The 15970-nt window shown below is 71.8% G+C and carries 16 protein-coding genes; 6 read left to right on the top strand and 10 right to left on the bottom strand.

Annotated features, from left to right (window positions below; all coding sequences use genetic code 11):
- Positions 1-56: 56 nt before the first annotated feature.
- Together ACRRSS_RS37125 and ACRRSS_RS37120 are read right to left on the bottom strand one after the other, a co-directional pair.
- Complete coding sequence (locus tag ACRRSS_RS37125) at positions 57-248, bottom strand: hypothetical protein (protein ID WP_435975642.1); 192 nt, start codon at positions 246-248, stop codon at positions 57-59.
- A gap of 43 nt (positions 249-291) precedes the next feature.
- Positions 292-483, bottom strand: coding sequence for a hypothetical protein (locus ACRRSS_RS37120; RefSeq protein ID WP_351906710.1), 192 nt, complete (start codon positions 481-483; stop codon positions 292-294).
- A gap of 755 nt (positions 484-1238) precedes the next feature.
- On the opposite strand from ACRRSS_RS37120, the gene ACRRSS_RS37115 reads away from it, so the two are divergent.
- Positions 1239-1841: a hypothetical protein gene (locus tag ACRRSS_RS37115; protein WP_435975641.1), complete on the top strand. Its 603-nt coding sequence runs from the start codon at positions 1239-1241 to the stop codon at positions 1839-1841.
- 161 nt (positions 1842-2002) lie between these two features.
- On the opposite strand, the gene ACRRSS_RS37110 is transcribed toward ACRRSS_RS37115, so the two are convergent.
- The 3 genes from ACRRSS_RS37110 to ACRRSS_RS37100 all read right to left on the bottom strand — a co-directional run bounded on the left by ACRRSS_RS37110 (position 2003) and on the right by ACRRSS_RS37100 (position 4916).
- The gene (locus tag ACRRSS_RS37110) at positions 2003-2986 is read right to left on the bottom strand and encodes a phosphotransferase family protein (RefSeq protein WP_435975640.1); all 984 of its coding nucleotides are present in this window, start codon (positions 2984-2986) and stop codon (positions 2003-2005) included.
- A 98-nt stretch (positions 2987-3084) separates the two neighbouring features.
- The gene (locus ACRRSS_RS37105) at positions 3085-4380 is read right to left on the bottom strand and encodes an MFS transporter (protein WP_435975639.1); all 1296 of its coding nucleotides are present in this window, start codon (positions 4378-4380) and stop codon (positions 3085-3087) included.
- Entirely contained in the window at positions 4377-4916 is a 540-nt protein-coding gene (locus tag ACRRSS_RS37100; protein WP_435975638.1) for an ArsR/SmtB family transcription factor, read from the bottom strand. The genes ACRRSS_RS37105 and ACRRSS_RS37100 overlap by 4 nt, the downstream gene beginning before the upstream one ends.
- Before the next feature lie 232 nt (positions 4917-5148).
- Between ACRRSS_RS37100 and ACRRSS_RS37095 the strand changes: the two genes are divergently transcribed.
- On the top strand, positions 5149-6861 hold the full coding sequence (locus ACRRSS_RS37095; protein ID WP_435975637.1) for an FG-GAP repeat domain-containing protein: 1713 nt from the start codon (positions 5149-5151) through the stop codon (positions 6859-6861).
- A 149-nt stretch (positions 6862-7010) separates the two neighbouring features.
- Here ACRRSS_RS37095 and ACRRSS_RS37090 read toward each other — a convergent pair whose 3' ends face one another.
- From ACRRSS_RS37090 to ACRRSS_RS37080, 3 genes are all read right to left on the bottom strand, one after another.
- Positions 7011-8432, bottom strand: a complete 1422-nt coding sequence (locus tag ACRRSS_RS37090; protein WP_435975636.1) for a mycothione reductase — start codon at positions 8430-8432, stop codon at positions 7011-7013.
- Positions 8433-8770: 338 nt separating this feature from the next.
- Positions 8771-10840 carry an ATP-binding protein gene (locus ACRRSS_RS37085; RefSeq protein ID WP_435975635.1) on the bottom strand — a complete coding sequence of 690 codons (2070 nt, stop codon included), beginning with the start codon at positions 10838-10840 and terminating at the stop codon, positions 8771-8773.
- Positions 10841-10990: 150 nt separating this feature from the next.
- Positions 10991-11209, bottom strand: coding sequence for a hypothetical protein (locus ACRRSS_RS37080; RefSeq protein ID WP_435975634.1), 219 nt, complete (start codon positions 11207-11209; stop codon positions 10991-10993).
- Between the two features lie 174 nt (positions 11210-11383).
- Between ACRRSS_RS37080 and ACRRSS_RS37075 the strand changes: the two genes are divergently transcribed.
- The 4 genes from ACRRSS_RS37075 (at position 11384) to ACRRSS_RS37060 (ending at position 14367) form a co-directional block, all read left to right on the top strand.
- On the top strand, positions 11384-11923 hold the full coding sequence (locus ACRRSS_RS37075; RefSeq protein WP_435975633.1) for an EF-hand domain-containing protein: 540 nt from the start codon (positions 11384-11386) through the stop codon (positions 11921-11923).
- A gap of 84 nt (positions 11924-12007) precedes the next feature.
- The gene (locus ACRRSS_RS37070; protein ID WP_435975632.1) at positions 12008-12577 is read left to right on the top strand and encodes a dihydrofolate reductase family protein; all 570 of its coding nucleotides are present in this window, start codon (positions 12008-12010) and stop codon (positions 12575-12577) included.
- Positions 12578-12812: 235 nt separating this feature from the next.
- Entirely contained in the window at positions 12813-13484 is a 672-nt protein-coding gene (locus ACRRSS_RS37065; RefSeq protein WP_435975631.1) for a DUF4097 family beta strand repeat-containing protein, read from the top strand.
- A gap of 67 nt (positions 13485-13551) precedes the next feature.
- Positions 13552-14367: an alpha/beta fold hydrolase gene (locus ACRRSS_RS37060; protein ID WP_435975630.1), complete on the top strand. Its 816-nt coding sequence runs from the start codon at positions 13552-13554 to the stop codon at positions 14365-14367.
- Here the strand turns inward: ACRRSS_RS37060 and ACRRSS_RS37055 are convergent.
- Both ACRRSS_RS37055 and ACRRSS_RS37050 read right to left on the bottom strand, forming a co-directional pair.
- Complete coding sequence (locus ACRRSS_RS37055) at positions 14353-14889, bottom strand: GNAT family N-acetyltransferase (RefSeq protein WP_435975629.1); 537 nt, start codon at positions 14887-14889, stop codon at positions 14353-14355. The two genes, ACRRSS_RS37060 and ACRRSS_RS37055, sit on opposite strands and share 15 nt — an antisense overlap.
- A 393-nt stretch (positions 14890-15282) precedes the next feature.
- The gene (locus tag ACRRSS_RS37050; protein WP_435975628.1) at positions 15283-15912 is read right to left on the bottom strand and encodes a TetR/AcrR family transcriptional regulator; all 630 of its coding nucleotides are present in this window, start codon (positions 15910-15912) and stop codon (positions 15283-15285) included.
- Positions 15913-15970 lie beyond the last annotated feature (58 nt).

Here is a 15970-nt window from a genome sequence, read left to right as displayed (position 1 = left end):
ATGTTCCCTGGAAGCCGACCAGGCTTCCTGTGCCGTGCTCAGTCAGACGCGAGCACTCAGTCGTTCGCCCCGGCCTCGTACGCCTGGACGGTGACCCACGCCGCACCCGCGCCGCCGGCGAATCCCACACCGAAAGCGATCAGCGCCGGCGTGGCCTGCACGGGCATCATCGCGCCGAACTCACCGTGCGCCTCGTCCGACAGCTTCGGCGGGGTGACGGCGACGACGCTGTCCACGATCCTGCTCATTCCGGTTTCCTCCTGAGAGTTGGTCGTGCGGGGGATGGCTGGGTCAGCCGTTGACGCGGCCGGTGACGTAAGCGCCGACCACGGCGCCGGCGCCGACGACGGCACCGCCCACGTACCAGCAGGTGGCCACGGCGGCCGGGGTGGCCAGGACCGGGCCGGCGGCGTCGTCCTGGTAGCCCTGCTCCAGCGAACCGAGGTCCTGCGCGTTCATGAACCCGGCGATCTTGTGCTCCATTACCGGTATCTCCCGTCTGTTTATGGCGATTAAGACTTACGAGCCGAGACCGAGAACTCTCCTGGGTCGCCGGACGTGAAAAGAGATCCTTCGCCGGACTGTGCCGGAAGAGCCGTGGAACCCCCGCAGGCGGAGGTGCACGGCTCTCGACCTACGCGCGTCACAAACAAATCGGACTGACTGATTCCGAGTGCTGTGAACACGTGAAGATTCCGAATCCTGTTCCACATCCGTGCCACCCGGAACAAACACCGGACGGCTTGTCAAGCCGCCGACGCCTGTTCTTCGAGCGCCTGTTCTCATGGTGCGCGGATCACGCTAGCCGACCACCGATCGCCCGCAACAGGCCACCTGAACCTTCTGACTTGATCTGACACAGTCGCGCTAAAGATCTTCGAGCTGCGAAGGCGGCCCGAAGTGGACCTTTCTCAGATATGCCTGAGTTAAAGCATCAGTAAAGGAAGGCTTTATTCTGCCTAGCCGGACGCTCCGAAGGGCCCCGTCCCGGCCGGAACTGGGCCTCGGACGGGGCCCGTCGAGGGGGTGCGAGGGTGGGACCGTCAACCCCCGCGCGGGCAGGGTCGCCGCCTGCGGGCGGGTCGCCGGGCCCCCGAGGCCCTCCGACTCCCACCGGTTCGTGTGAGGGGGCGGTGAAGGAGCTTGCGAAGGGGTGAACTTCTCCCCCGAGGCGCCCTCCACGGCCTCCTTCACGCGACGCGGCGGCGTGGCCCTGCCCGAGCGGTTCGTCCGCACCCGTGCCCGAGCGGTTCGTCCGCACCTCGGTCCCCGACCCCCGGGGCTGGCTCCGGCTGGACGGGGACCGCACCCGCACCGACCGCTACGACGACCACGTGGGTCTCGCACCGGGCAGGATGAGCGGCATGGTCGATGATGGAGACACGGACTTCCCGCTGCCGCGGGGTGCGACAGGCTTCTTCCTAGCGATGGACGGCCCCCTTCCGGAAACCGACCTGCGACCGTTCCGGACCGCTTTGTACGCCGCTGCCCGAGTCGTCGAAGGCCAGGTGGGCGAGATCGAGAGCCAGGAGTACCCCCGGACCTTCCACACCGCGTCGATCGTCGATCGCACGGGCGAGAGCGTCGTCCTGTGTCACGCCCATCACCCCTGGATCGCCTTCGCACAGGAACGCCGGAACTGGTACGCGGAGGAGTTTCTCCCCCCTCCGCCGTGGGCCTCTGCCTTCGCTGAAGCAGGCTTCGTGGTCCTGAGCAGCGAGCAGCTTGCCACCCCTCTCTCCGACGTGGACACATCAGAGCTCACCAAGGGTGAGTGGCGCCACATCCGCTCCTACGGCATCACCACGCTGGGCGGAACGCTCTTCAACGCGTGGGCCTGATGATCAAGCGGAGTCGTTGCACGACAAGTTGAGTACCTGTTCGCCTGCGGGTGACGCGCCTGGTCATGCTCAGCCGTTCACCACAACCCGCGCACTCCCGCTCTCCGGCAGTCCTGCCGCACGCTCTCCGGCAGTCCTGCCGCACCAGCCGGCACGAGTCCTCAGCCGTACCGGCTGAGGAGTGCTTGGAGGTAGTCCTCCAAGCGCTGGGCCAGCACAGACGACGTCAGGTCGTCCCTCCCGAGTTCGCGCCAGGGCTCGGCGAGCTTCTCCGCGTCCGGTGCGAAGGCCAGCGCATCCAGAAGGCGCCAGTACAGGTGGTGAGCCGGGTCGTCGCCGAGTGTTCCACCGGCTGCGACGTAGTGATCCGCCACCTGCATGCCGACGGGCACTCCGTGCAGCAGAGCAAGCGCCGTGGAGCAGTGGGCCACGTCCAGGTCGGCGGGCCCCCAGGACGTCTCCACCCAGTCCACGACACCGGTGATCGTCAGGCTGGCTCCTTCTCCGGTGAAGAGCACGTTCCCGGGGTGGAAGTCACGGTGGAGGAAGCATGGCCGGTGAGCCGGGGGCGGACGGCGGATCACGTCCACGGCACGCTGCCACACCTCCGGTTGTCTCGGGGCCTCGGGAAGTCGCACCCGCTCCGGACTGGTCCAGGCCTGATAGGCGCGTGGCTGGGATTCTTCCGGAACGGTCAACCCGTGAATCATCACGAGCTGCCGGGCAAGAAGCTCGGTCTTTCGCTCGATGTCCTCTCCGTCAAGCCTGAGGTTCCCTGGCAGCAACGACATCAGCAGAGACGGGTGATCGCAGTGTTCGGCTGCCGCATCGACACGATGAAGACGAGCGGCCGGCACGGCCGTGTCCGCGAGCAGCCGGAGGACGTCCGCTTCCCGCGTGAGCAACCCCGGCGAGTGCTTCACGTAGAACGGTTTGACGAACGACCGGAGCACGAGGGAGTACGGCTCGCCCTCCCCCTCGACATCGAGACGGCGCATCTGTGACGTCCATCCCCCACGCAGCGCTTCCACGGCACGAATCCGGTCCCCGGGACGAAGGCTCTGCTCCACCCACGTACGAGTGTGGGACCAGCCCAGGTCTTCGACATCGGTTTCGACAACGGCCGCGTTCTCCCCCTCACCCATGACGACAGACTAGTGATCGTGAAGGAGCGTCCCGAGGCGAACCTTCGGAAAGAGGTTCTGACGCGGTTCCGGGTGTCGTGACGCCTTCGCGGCAGACGTCACAACAGCTCGGGCGCACCCTCCCGGGCGGGGTCCTCGGATGCCGGGTGATCGGCCCCGCCGGCCGGGGCGGCGGCACGCAGCGCCGCTTCGACCCGGCGGTTGCCGGTCATGGACGCCGTGACGGCCGTCATCGCCAGGAGGAGGCCGGCGGCGGCGTAGAGCGGGGCGCGGATGTCGTAGGCGGTGGCCAGCCAGCCGCCGAGGAAGGCCCCGAAGGGGGCGGCGCACATGGCCAGCATGCGGGAGGTGGAGGCGACCCGGCCCATCAGGTGGGCGGGGACGATCGCCTGTCGCAGGGAGGGCGCGAGCACCATCGTGGCGCCCATGCCGGCCCCGCAGACGGCGAGCGCCAGCCCGGCCACGTACGGGTTCGGGGCGGCGGCCAGGCCCAGGATGGCGAGCCCCTCGACGGCGGCCGTGCAGGTCAGGGCGGTGCCGGTGCCGAGCTTCCGGCCGAGGTACGAGGCGATGCCCGCACCGAGCAGACCGCCGGTGGCCTCCGCCGTGAGGAGCAGGCCGAAGCCGAAGGTGTCGATGCCGAGACGGTCGTGCGCGAAGAGGGCCAGGGCGGTCTCCACGGCGAGGAAGGCGACGTTCCCGACCGCCGGGCGGAGCGCGAGCCCGAGCAGCAGCCGGTCCCGGAAGACGTACGAGGCCCCGGCCCGCGCTTGCCGCAGCAGCGACTCGCGGTCCTCCGGCACGGGCCGGGGCAGGGCGGGAAGCGACCGTACGAGCAGTGCGGAGAGCAGGAACGACACCGCGTCGGCGAGCAGCGGAACCGCCCGCCCGAGCGCGAGCAGCACACTGCCCGCGGGCGGCCCGGCGAAGCCGGACATGGCGGTCTGGGCACCGCGCAGGCGCGAGTTGGCTCGCTCCAGGAGCGCGGGGTCGCGGCCGAGCAGATCCGGCAGATAGGCCGTGGCGGCCGTGTCGAAGAAGAGCCCGCCGAGGCCGAGCAGGAAGGCGACGGCCGCGAGCAGCGGAATGCTCAGCACGTCGAGCGCGGCCGCCGCCACCGGGATCGCGAGCAGCACCGCACGCGCGACGTCCGTGACCCACATCGTGCGCCGACGGTCCCAGCGGTCCACCAGCGCACCGCCGAGGACCCCGAAGAGCAGCCACGGGAGCGTCCCGGCGGCCGTGACGACGGCGAGCGCCATCGGATCGCGCGTCAGCGTCAGCGCGATCAGCGGCAGCGCGGCATGGGACACCCCGTCACCGAACGAGGACACCGTCTGCGCGGTCCACAGCCGTCCGAACCCGGCCGGAAACTTCCTTATGTCTGAGGTCACTTGGCGCCCCCATCGGCCTTCCCGCGCGGTGCCGGGTGGAACAGCGCGAAGACGAGTGACGCGTCCGGCAGCGAAGGATCGGACAGCTCGCGGTACTCGTCCGCCAGGGCCTCCAGCCGCGCCCCCAGCTCCGCGAACCGCTCCTCGGTGAGCCGCAGATGCGCCATCCGCACGTGCCGCTCGGAGTCCGCCGGCGCCGCCTCCAGGTCCGCCACCGCATGCCGCATCAGCACATCCGGCCCTCCCTCGCCCGGGTCCGGCAGCGCGATCCCCCGGGCGGCCATGGCGTAGTACCGCTCGGTGACGCCCCGGACCTTCCGCGTCCGCACCACCTTCACCAGGCCGGCCCGCTCCAGCAGCCGTACGTGATAGCTGGAACTCCCCTTCGCGAGGCCCACCCGTTCGGCGATCTGCGTGATCGTCGCCGGCTCGAAGCGGAGCACGGCCATGATCCGGTGGCGGGTGAGATTGGAGACGGCGCGCAGCTGCTCGTCGGTGGTGACGTGAAACGTCTCGGGAAGATCATCGGTGGGCATGCGAGTAATGGTCAACGGTTCTTGACCATTGCGCAAGGGGATATGCGGACGGGAGTCGGCGGCCTCCCCCGGTAGCCGCTGTCGGGCGCCCGGGCACCGAACGGCCGCCGGAACGTGGTCCGACGGGGGTGGCCGCTCGTCCTCATGGCGCGGGGCAGGGCGGGCCCGCGCGCGGCAGGTGCCGGGTGGCGTGTTAGCGTCCGCCCGATTGTTCGAATGTGTGGGGGATATTGTGCGAAAGTTTCTGGGCGCGGGCATGGCTGCCGCGCTGCTCGTCACCGGCGGGGCCGTGGGCGCCGGAACGGCCGTCGCGGCGGGGGATCCGACCTTCGAGTTCTCTCCGGTCGAGGACAAGGTCCTCATGCCCGGCGAAGGCTGGACCTGGCTGTCTCCGCCGAGCACCGGCGGGCAGAACAGCGGGGAGCCGGACGGCACGTACGTCTACGCGCTGAGCAGGAAGCCGCTCACGGACGCGACCTGGTCCGGCGGCGGTCTGCCGGCCGGGCTGAAGGTGGACCGGGCGGACGGCTGCGCGCCGAAGGCCGGCAAGGCGGGCGTCTACCTGTGTGATCTGAGGTCCTGGGGCAACCCGGGGCCGGACATCTCGGCGACGGGCACCGCCGCGAACGGCCTGACGGCCTACTACGGCCTCGTCTACGTGCCGCGCGGGGCCAGCATCGACGCGGGCATCAAGGAGGCGCAGACCGCTGCCTCCAAGCCCATCGGCACGCGCCGCGCGCACGCGACGATCACGGTCAGGACCAAGGCGCACGTCGCGCGGAACACCCTCACGATGACGACGCCCACGCTGGCCGCCGGCGGCTCGGTGAAGCACACCGTGAAGCTGCACGCGGTCGACAAGGGCCACCTCTCGATGTACCTGAACGCGGCCCCCGGATTCCGTGACTGGGACGAGGGCGAGCTGAAGGTCACGGCCGACGGCATCACCGCGGGCGGCGCCACCGGCGCCACGTGCGACCACTCGCTCGGTGAGGTCAGGGACTTCCGCTGCGACATCACGAAGCCCGGTGACTACACCATCACCTACGGGCTGAAGGCCGGGTCGGCCACTCCCGCGTGGCGGGTGCGGAACACCGCGACGTACGAGGTGTTCACCTTCGGCACCGGCAACCCGGAGAAGACGTCCGACTTCGCGATCAGCAGTTCCGTCCCGGTCATCGAGCGCCACCGGCTGGTGGGCCGCGACGCGGAGGGCTGGCTGTGGGACTACCGGGGCACGGGCAAGGGCTCCTCGCCTCTCCACTCGCCCGACCCGGTCGGCGGCACCTTCGACTGGAACCTGTACTCGGCGCTGACCCGGCTCGGCCCGGTCACCGTGCAGAGCACCGGTCCCGGCGCGGTCGCGCGGGACAGGAGCGGCGTGCTCTGGTTCCACCGGAACTCCGGTGACGGCAGCGTCTACCAGTCCCGCCTGCGCGTCGGCGGCGGCTGGAACATCTACAGCTCGATCGTCGGCGGCTCGGACCTGACCGGAGACAGGAAGGCGGACCTGCTCGCGCGGGACACCGCCGGCGTGCTGTGGCTGTACCCGGGCACCGGCACCGCGACGGCGCCGTTCTCCACCCGCGTGCGGGTCGGCGGCGGCTGGCACGTCTACAACTCGATGGCCGGCGGCACCGACGTGACCGGCGACGGCAAGGCCGACCTGGTCGCCCGCGACGCCGCGGGCAAGCAGTGGCTGTACGCGGGTACGGGCGTGTCGACGCGTCCCTTCGGCGCCCGGGCACAGGTCGGCACCGGCTGGCAGACGTACAACTCCATGGTCGCCACGGGCGACCTGAACGCCGACCGCAAGGCGGACCTGGTGGCCCGGGACACCACGGGCGTGCTCTGGTATTACGCGGGCACCGGCTCCGCGTCGAAGCCGTACGCCCCGCGTGTGCGGGTCGGCGGCGGCTGGCAGCGGTACAACCTGCTGTTCTAGAGTCCCGAGCAGCCACTCACGACGGCCTCCGCCCCCTCCGGGGCGGGGGCCGTCGCGCTCCCGTCACAGCCGTCCGGGCCCCCGGCCCACCGGAACAGGGCGGGGCACGTCCGTGGAGTCCCGACGGAACACCACGCGGGGCCCGGCCGTCATCCGGGGATCTCCGGGTCGTCGAGGGAGAGGTCGAGCAGGGCGTTCTCGATCACCTCGGGCATCGCCGGGTGGATCCAGTACTGGCCCGTCGCCATCGCGCGCGCGGGCAGGCCGAAGGACATGGCCTGCACCAGGGGTTGGATCAGCGTCGGCGCCTCCGGTCCGATGATGTGCGCGCCGATCAGTGCGCCGGTGGCGGGGTCCGCCAGGAGCTTCGCGAAGCTGGTGGTGTCCTCCATGGCCCAGCCGTACGCCATGCCGCTGTACTCCCGCGTCGCGGTCACGAAGGGACGGCCGGTGGCCCGCGCCTCCCGCTCCGTCAGGCCCACCGAGGCGATCTTGGGAGAGGAGAACACCGCGTGCGGGACGTAACGGTGGTCGGAGGCGCGGGGAGCGTCCGGGTGCAGCAGGTTGTGCTGGACGGTGCGGGCCTCGTGGTTGGCGACGTGCTTGAGCTGCCACGGTGAGGAGACGTCTCCGAGCGCCCACACGCCGGGCACCGAGGTCGCCTGCCGGGCGTCCACGACGATCCGGCCGTCCGGGTGCAGCGCGAGCCCTCCCGCGGCCGCGTCCACGAGATCGGAGTTGGGGCGGCGGCCGGTGGCCACCAGCAGCTCGTCGACCTCCAGCGTCTCCGCGCCGTCCGGCCCCTCGAGATCGAGGACCACGGTGTCCCCCTCCCTGCGGGCACGCGCCAGTTTGCGGTTCAGCCGGACGTCCCACCGCTGCCGCGCGAGCTCGGTGAAACGGTCCGCGACATCCGCGTCCTCGTGCCGCAGGAGGACCCCGCCGCGTGCGACGACGGTGGTCTCGACGCCCAGGGAGGAGAAGACGTGGGCCAGCTCGGCGGCGACGAAGCCCGAGCCCAGGACGGCCATACGCCGGGGAAGCCGTTCCATGCGCATGACGGTGTCGCTCGTGTGGTGACCGAGCTCCTCGTCCAGGCCGGGGACGTCGGGGACGACCGGGCGGCTGCCGACGGCCACGACGACCTGGTCGGCGGTGATCGTGACGGGCCCGTCCGCGGTCTCCACGGTCAGCCTGCGCTCGCCGGTGAAGCGGGCCGTACCGCGGTAGAGGGTGACGTTGTCGCGTCCGGTCGCACGGTAGCGCTCGCCGTCGGCCGCGATGGGGTCGATGCGCCCGAAGACACGGTCGCGCACGGCGGGCCAGTCGACGCCGCGCAGAGCCAGGTCGACGCCCAGCTCCGCGCCGTGTTCCGGCGCGCGGGCGGTGTCGGCGGTGTGCACGAACATCTTGGTCGGAATGCAGCCGACGTTGAGGCAGGTGCCCCCGAAGCTGCCGAGCGGGCTGACGCCTTTCTCGACGATGGCGACGCTCCGGTCGGCGAACCGCTCGTCGACGATCGAGTTTCCGGAGCCGGATCCGATGACGACGAGATCGAAGTGACGGTCCATGAAGGGGATTCCTCTCGGCTGGTGGTGGCGGCGTCCCTGCCGCGGACCTTCATGGCACCGGGAGCTGCCCGTACGGCTCGCGCCGCACGCTCGCCGGCGGCGCGATCGCCTTCGGTGCGTTCGGCACGGTCCGGCCGCGGTCCCGGCCGACGCCCGGCGCGGCCTGCCGTCCGGCGACGGTTATCGACGGCCGTCGATGGCGGTCGATGGCGGGGGTGGCCGAGGAGAGCGTAGTCGTAGCGGCCCCGGCGTGCCCATGCCGTGGCCGGCCATCGCGGTCACCGGCGCCGGGTCGGGGCCGGGGGTCGGGGTCTGGCCCGCCGCGGCCCGCGTCACGCTCACCGCGCGCCGCGCCGTGGCGCCCCCCACTCCTCCCCGCGCTCCTCCCCCCGCTCCTCCCCGCGCGGGGCACCGCCTTCTTCCCCGCGCGGGGCACCGCACTCCTCCCCCCGTACCCGCGCGCGGGGGGACGGCAGGCACACGTGCCGCCCCCGGCGGCCCGGCGCGTCCTGGTCGAGGTGGACGAGCAGGCCGCGCAGGGCGGCGTTCGCCTGGGGGGCGTCGAGCCGCGCGTCGAGGAACGTGAGGGCACGGCGGGCCCGTTGGCGGGCGCGGCCCGTGTGTCCGGTGCGGTGGTCGACGAGGGCGCGGGCGTAGTGGGCGAGGGCCGTGCCCCAGGTGTCGTGGCCGCCGGTCCGCTGACCGAGGGCACGGCGTGCGGTGCGGGCGGCCAGGGCGGGGGCGGTCCGGGTCTGGACGACGGCCAGAGCGGCGAGGCTGACCATGGGGCCGGGGCCGCCGGGAGCGTGGGCGGGGATGGTGTCCGCGGCCTGCCGGTAGTACTCGGCGGCCGCGGTGAGGTCCTGCCGCCGCCAGGCGAGCGTGCCGTGCGCGTGGGCGATCCGGCCGACGAGGGCGTCGTCGCCGGCGAGGACGGCCGCGGGCCAGGCGAGGTCGAGGAGGCGGCGGGCCGTGGCGGGGTCCTGGCCCGCGGCGAGCCACCCGGCGAGCCACTGCCCACGGGCGGCCAGGGGACTGCCCGCGGGCAGGATGGGCAGCAGCGCGAGCAGTCGGCCGGCGCCCTCCTCAGCACGGTTGTGGGCGGCCCACCAGAACCACAGGTGGAGAACCGTCTCCAGCGCGGCCTCCGGGTGGTCGCGGTGCCGGGCGGCGCGGTGGACGAGGTCGGTCAGGTCGGCGTGTTCGTCATGGACGAGCTGTACGGCCTGCTGCTGCAGTCCGGTGTTCCACAACGTCTCGGCCACCGCCGCCACACTCCGGCAGTGGCGGGCGTGCCGGTCCCGCGCCGCGACGGACTCGCCCGCCGCTTCGAGGCGTTCGGTGCCGAAGTCGCGGGCGGCCCGGGACAACCGGTAGCGGGGCTCGCGTACGGCACCGACCTCCCCCTGCCGTTCGAGCACGCCGATCGACGTCAGTTCGGCGAGCGCGGGACGCACGTCGTCGTGTGCGAGATCGGCGCTCTCGCACACGAAGGCCGCCGCCCGCTCGGTGAAGGTGCCCGCGAACACGCCGAGACGCCGCCAGACCTTGCGTACGGCGGGTTCGCACAGGGCGTGTACGGAGCCGAGCGACGCGCGGACCGACCGGTGGCGTCTGATGGTGCGGGGACCCGGGTCCGCGAGCCAGCACTGTCCGCCCTCCAGCCGGGCGACGAGCCGGCTCGGGGTGGAGTCCTCCAGCTGGGCCGCGGCCAGTTCGAGCGCCAGGGGCACACCCTCCACCAGTGCGCACACCCGGTCGACCGCCCTCCGGTCCGCCGTCACGGTGCGCCCGCGCCCGACCGCGAGGGCCTGGAGCAGCTCGGCCGCCGGTGAGAGGCCTTCCGGCGGAGTGTCGGTCGCCAGGGGTGCGAGCCGTAGGACGTGCTCGCTGCCGAGCCCCAGGGCGCGGCGCGCCGTGACCAGGACCCGCAGGGTCGGCAGACTCATCAGGAGCGACTGCACCAGCCTGGTGCAGTCACCGTGCACCGGATCGACGTCGTCCAGGAGCAGGAGCAGCTCGCCGCCGGTCAGGGACCGCATCGCGGCGGCGAGATCCGGGGTACCGGAGTGGCCGTACACGCCGGTCGCCGAGTCCAGGGCCCGGGCGATGCGCGCCGCCAGGGCCCAGGGGCCGGCGGGAACGCCGTCGTGCCAGCGGACACGGACCATGGCCTGCCAGGGACCGTCCTGCGGACGGGCCACGGCCGCCAGGGCCAGGCCGCTCTTGCCGACCCCGGCCGCGCCCGTCACGGTGACGAGCCGGTGTTCGGCGAGGGCCGCCCTCAGCGCCGCGAGTTCGGTGTCCCGGCCGATCAGTCCGGGTCGCCCGCGGGGACGGTCCGTGAGCCGGACGTCGTCCTCCTGGCCTGCAGCCCACACGTTCGCCACTCCCCTCGGCTGGATCACCTTCACGGCGTGACGCCAAGGCCCGATCCGGCACGGACCACGTCCCGAATCCCGCAGGTCCTGGTTGCAGAACCGTCACTGCAAAGGCGTCACCGCACCCCAACGCCCCACCGGTGCGCGAGGTAGCGCCCGTGCGGCGCCTATCACCCTTCACGGTGAAGGAGCGGGATTCTTCCCGTCGGTCGGCTTCAGCGCGGCCGGTACCGGACCGCGCCGGGGCCGCGCCCGGCGGCGCGGGTGGCGCAGCGTGTGGTTGAACTCCGCCAGGACCACGTCGATCTCGGTCAGCCGCGCCTCGGCCGCGCCCTTGTGCGGGTCGCTCCACAAGGCGGCCTCGAAGGTGCTCGGCGTGACCACGCCATCGGACACGGGCGCCGGGACAGCCGCGACGGGCGCCCGGTGCAGCTGGCCGGAACCACCGGGGACCCGGGACTGGACCGTACGGGTGACGGTTCGGGCGCATGTGCCGGTGGGGGCCGGAGGGCGGTGCGGCCTAGAGTGACAGGCCGTCAGGGCTCGTTCCGGGGTGTGAGGGAGGCTGCTGTGGCCAGTCGGTTCCAGGAGCAGAAGCTCAAGGGGATGTTCGCAGCGTTCGACGCGGACGGGGACGGACTCCTGCGCGAGGCGGACTTCCGCGCGCTCGTCGTGCGCTGGAACCGGCTGCCGAGGGTGGCGGCCGGCACGGAGCTGCGGGCACGGGTGGAGTCCCTGCTGATGGGGTGGTGGGCGGCCTTGCTGGAGCGGGGCGACACGAACGGGGACGGGGCGGTGGACATGGGCGAGCTGCTCGCGCTCGTGGACGAGCTGCCCGCGATGGTCGCGACCGTCACGGCCACCGCCGAGACCGTCTTCGAGGCGGTGGACGAGAACGGTGACGGGGTGATCTCCCCCTCCGAACACCGTCGGCTCGTCGAGACCTGGACCGGCCGGTCGGTCCCGCTCGACGGGATCTTCGAGCTGCTCGACCTCAACGGGGACGGGCACCTCAGCCGCGAGGAGTTCGCGCTGCTGTGGCGCCAGTTCTGGATCAGCGACGACCCGACCGAGCCGGGCAACTGGCTCTGCGGCCGCTTCGCCGCCTGACGGACCCACCCCGGTCGGGCGGGTCGTGACGAGCCTGACGCCCGGCAGTCGTACGGTCGAGTCCGTCACCGAGGAGGACTTCCGATGCGCGGCGTGACCTATTCGATGAGCGTCTCACTCGACGGCTACATCGTCGGGCCGGACGGCGCGTTCGACTGGGCGGCGCCCGACGAGGACGTCTTCCGCTTCTGGATCGACGAGATCCGACAGGTCGGCGTCCACCTGCTGGGACGACGGCTGTACGAGACGATGCTGTACTGGGAGACCGCTGACGAGGACCCCTCGCTCGACGAGGCCGGCCAGGAGTGGACCGCGCTGTGGAAGCCGCTCCCCAAGGTGGTGTTCTCGTCCACGCTGTCGGAGGTGCGGGGCCATGCCCGCCTGGCATCCGGCGGCCTGACGGAGGAGATCGAGCGGTTGCGGGCCGAGCCCGGCGAGGGCGACATCGCGATCGGGGGCGCGACGCTCGCCGCCGAGGCGGCCGGGCTGGGGCTGATCGACGAGTACCAGGTCATGGTCTACCCGGTCCTGGTCGGCGGTGGTGTTCCGTACTTCGCCCGTGAGGAGCGCCGGGTGGATCTGGAACTCGTCGAGACGCGCGTCTTCGGCTCAGGGGTCGTGTACCTCCGCCACCGCGTGGCGCGCCAGGCGTGACGTGAGGTGACCGCCGCTGCGGCCGGAACCGGCGGCGCAGAGCGTTCACGCTCATTCCATTGCAACGAACACACCCCTGACGTTGCGTTACCCGTCAGCCTCATTGCAACAACTTTCCCGCATCTACCAGCGGTTATGGCATTCCTGCGCAACGAGTACGTTGCCAGACTCGCGAACGCAACGTAGCTTTTCCTTCATCGGAAACACCGCGCCACACCCGACGAAGGAACACACCATGCAGAAGTTCGCCACCCCCACCGCCCTCACCACCGTCCTCGACATCCCCGCCGGCACCATCCGCCTCATCGCCTCCGACCGCACCGACACCACCGTCGAGGTCCTCCCCGCCAACGCCGCCAGCACCCGCGACACCAAGGCCGCCGAACAGACCACCGTCACCCACACCGACGGCGTCCTGCGCATCGAGGCCGCCCCCACCACCCACCGCATCCTCGGCCCCTCCGGAACCGTCGAGATCACCATCCAGCTCCCCGCCGGCTCCCACGTCCAGGCCAAGACCGCCAGCGGCGAACTCCGCGGCGTCGGACGCCTCGGCGACGTCACCTACGAAGCCGCCCAGAGCACCGTCAAGCTCGACGAGACCGCCGCCGCCCGCCTCACCCTCCAGGCCGGCGACATCCACATCGGCCGCCTCGGCGGCCCCGCCACCCTCACCACCCACAAGGGCGACCTCAACATCACCGAGGCCCGCACCGGCACCGTCACCCTCCACACCCTCGCCGGAACCATCACCATCGGCGCCGCCCGCGGAGTCTCCGCCTCCCTCGACGCCGCCACCACCCACGGCCGAATCCACAACTCCCTCAACAACACCGAAGGCGCCGACGCCCCCCTCACCATCCACGCCACCACCGCCCACGGCGACATCACCGCCCACAGCCTCTGACCCACACCCCCCACCCCTGCCCCAACCAACCCCGCAGCACCCGACCCGCACCCGAGGAGCAACCACCATGACCGGGAAGCAGCCCGCCGCGACCAGCAAGCAGCCCGCCGCCTGGACCGGCATGGTGCCCATCGAGGACACCGCGCTGGCCGTGACCGACACCGGCGGTACCGGCCGCCCCGTCGTCTACCTCAACGGTTCCTACGCCGACCAGTCCCACTGGCGGCACGCGATAGCCGAACTCGGCGGCGACTACCGGCACATCACCTACGACGAGCGCGCCCGCGGCAGGTCCGAGCGCGCCACGGACTACTCGTTCGAGGCCTGCCTGCGCGACCTCGACGCCGTCCTGACCGCCAGGGGCGTGGACCGGCCGATCCTGGTGGGCTGGTCCTACGGCGCCATGCTCGCCGTCCACTGGGCCGCCCGGAACCCGGAGCGCGCCCTGGGAGTGGTCTCCGTCGACGGTGCCATGGCGCACGAGTGGCTCGACGACGCCGGCCGGGAACAGGTCCGCAAGCTGTTCCGCCGGCTGAGCCCGCTGTTCCCCCTCGCCCGCCCGCTCGGCATGGCCGCGCGCATGAGCGCCGCGCAGCACGCCGAGATCAACATCGAGATCAACGAACTCTGCGCGCCCGCCGCCCTCAACCCGGTCTTCGACCGCCTGACCGTGCCGACCCGGTACGTGCTCGCCACCGGCGGCAACCTGGGCGGCGACCCGGTGCTGATGGAGAAGATCCGCGCCGACCTCGACCCGGTACTCGCCCGCAACCCGAACATCCGGGTCAGCGCGAAGGTCCCGAGCAACCACTCCAAGATCCTGCGCAAGGACTTCCGGGCCGTCGCCGCCGCGGTGCGCGAGGTCGACTCACATAGGGAGTGAGAGGAGCCGTACGGGCTCCGAAGGCCAGTGCGCGTCGTCGCGCAGGGGCGTCACCATGGTCCGCAGGGGCATGGTCACCCAGCGGGCTTCGGGCTGTTCGACGAGTACGTCCTGGTCGAGCGGGTGCCATCCGAGGCGCTGGTACAGCGGCACGAGCGGAGGCCGGCAGAACAGGAGCGCGTGCTGAGGACCCAGCGTGCGCGCGTGGTCGAGCGCCGCCGCGACGACGAGCCGCGCCAGCCCCCGACCTTGCATGTCGGGTGCGACGGCCACGCCGCCGACACCCACCACCTCCGTCTCGGCGCCACCGATCTCCACGGGCAGCCGCAGGAGGCCGGCGTGGGCCACGAGCCGTTCGCCGTCTCTGACACCGAAGTGCTCTTCCTTGGGCAGCCAGGTCAAGCCGGTCGAGGCGACACCGAAGGGGTCGTCGCCGGCGCCGAGGATCTCGTCCTGCTCGGCCCTCGTGTACCGAGGCAGACGAACTACGGTCGGTACTACGGAGAATGGGTTCTCAGGCATCCCCCCATGATGATCCATCCGTCCCCGGACGAACCACCCGCCCGCCCCCGACCAGCTGCGACAGACCCACTCCCCCACCCCACGAACCCGAGGCGCGGGTCGCAGCCCACCCACACAGTCCACAGCCCACACCCACGCAACCCACAGCCCCCGAAGGCCTCCCCCCGGACACCCGAAGCGCCGCGGCGCCCGGTCAGCTTCTCGTACAGCCAGGGCAGTGCCGGAAGGACAGGGTGGGCGGGGCGACCGAGTGGATCCACTGGCGGTCCGGCGCCGTCCTACTGCTGCCCGGCTGATCGCCGACCGTAGCCGCGGCCCGATGTTCCTCACGCAAGGCCCCCGCCTGGACGGCAACCCTGGACGCGTGCTCGGAGACCGGCCGGCCCGGCTCTCCTACCGACGGACGGAGAAGGCGCCCCCGGCGGCCGCCAGGACTGCCGCCTCCGCGGCCCGTTCCGGGAGTTGCGGGTCCGGATCGGCGCGCAGGAGCACCAGCTGGTGGTAGAGCGGCGCCGTGGCGGCGATCAGCAGGCTCCGCGCGTCCGTGTGCTGCGCGGGGAGTTCACCGCCGCGCTCGATGGCTCGCTCGACGAGGATCTCGCACTGGGCGTACCGGTCCGTCCACAACCGCGTCTGGGCCCGCGCGGCCTGTTCGGAGTGGAACGAGGCGGCCATCAGGGCGACGGCGAACGACGGCTGTACGACCAGGGATTCCTGGATCTCCTGGTTGAGGGCCGTCAGATCGCCGCGCAGCGAGCCGGTGTCCGGCGGCTGCCAGTCGGTCTCGCCGGCGGCGTCGATGACGTCGACGAGCAGGCCGCCGACATCGCGCCAACGCCGGTAGACGGTGGCGCGGTGCACTCCGGCCCGCGTCGCGACACCCTCCATCGTGAGCCCTTCGTGACCGCCTTCAGCGAGTTCGGCGCGCACCGCGTCGAGAACCTGGGCGCGGACGCGGGCGGTGCGACCGCCCGGACGGCGGTCCGACGTCGACGTCGTGTCCAGTGGGTCTGTCTTCGGCACTCGGTATCCGGTTGATCAAGGCGACAGGGCTGTGCCAGCATCTTAACGCGACGGTTGT

It is taken from the genome of Streptomyces sp. Qhu_M48 (genome assembly GCF_051305195.1).
In the GTDB taxonomy this organism is placed as follows: domain Bacteria; phylum Actinomycetota; class Actinomycetes; order Streptomycetales; family Streptomycetaceae; genus Streptomyces.
The sequence above is the reverse complement of the archived record's forward strand: the minus strand, read 5'-3'. Positions and strand labels throughout refer to the sequence as shown.

Coding starts and splice junctions, on each gene's coding strand:
- ACRRSS_RS37060 (WP_435975630.1), top strand. CDS start 13,552: ATGACCGGGAAGCAGCCCGCCGCGACCAGCAAGCAGCCCGCCGCCTGG.
- ACRRSS_RS37065 (WP_435975631.1), top strand. CDS start 12,813: ATGCAGAAGTTCGCCACCCCCACCGCCCTCACCACCGTCCTCGACATC.
- ACRRSS_RS37125 (WP_435975642.1), bottom strand. CDS start 248: ATGAGCAGGATCGTGGACAGCGTCGTCGCCGTCACCCCGCCGAAGCTG.
- ACRRSS_RS37110 (WP_435975640.1), bottom strand. CDS start 2,986: ATGGGTGAGGGGGAGAACGCGGCCGTTGTCGAAACCGATGTCGAAGAC.
- ACRRSS_RS37090 (WP_435975636.1), bottom strand. CDS start 8,432: ATGGACCGTCACTTCGATCTCGTCGTCATCGGATCCGGCTCCGGAAAC.
- ACRRSS_RS37120 (WP_351906710.1), bottom strand. CDS start 483: ATGGAGCACAAGATCGCCGGGTTCATGAACGCGCAGGACCTCGGTTCG.
- ACRRSS_RS37100 (WP_435975638.1), bottom strand. CDS start 4,916: ATGCCCACCGATGATCTTCCCGAGACGTTTCACGTCACCACCGACGAG.
- ACRRSS_RS37055 (WP_435975629.1), bottom strand. CDS start 14,889: ATGCCTGAGAACCCATTCTCCGTAGTACCGACCGTAGTTCGTCTGCCT.
- ACRRSS_RS37070 (WP_435975632.1), top strand. CDS start 12,008: ATGCGCGGCGTGACCTATTCGATGAGCGTCTCACTCGACGGCTACATC.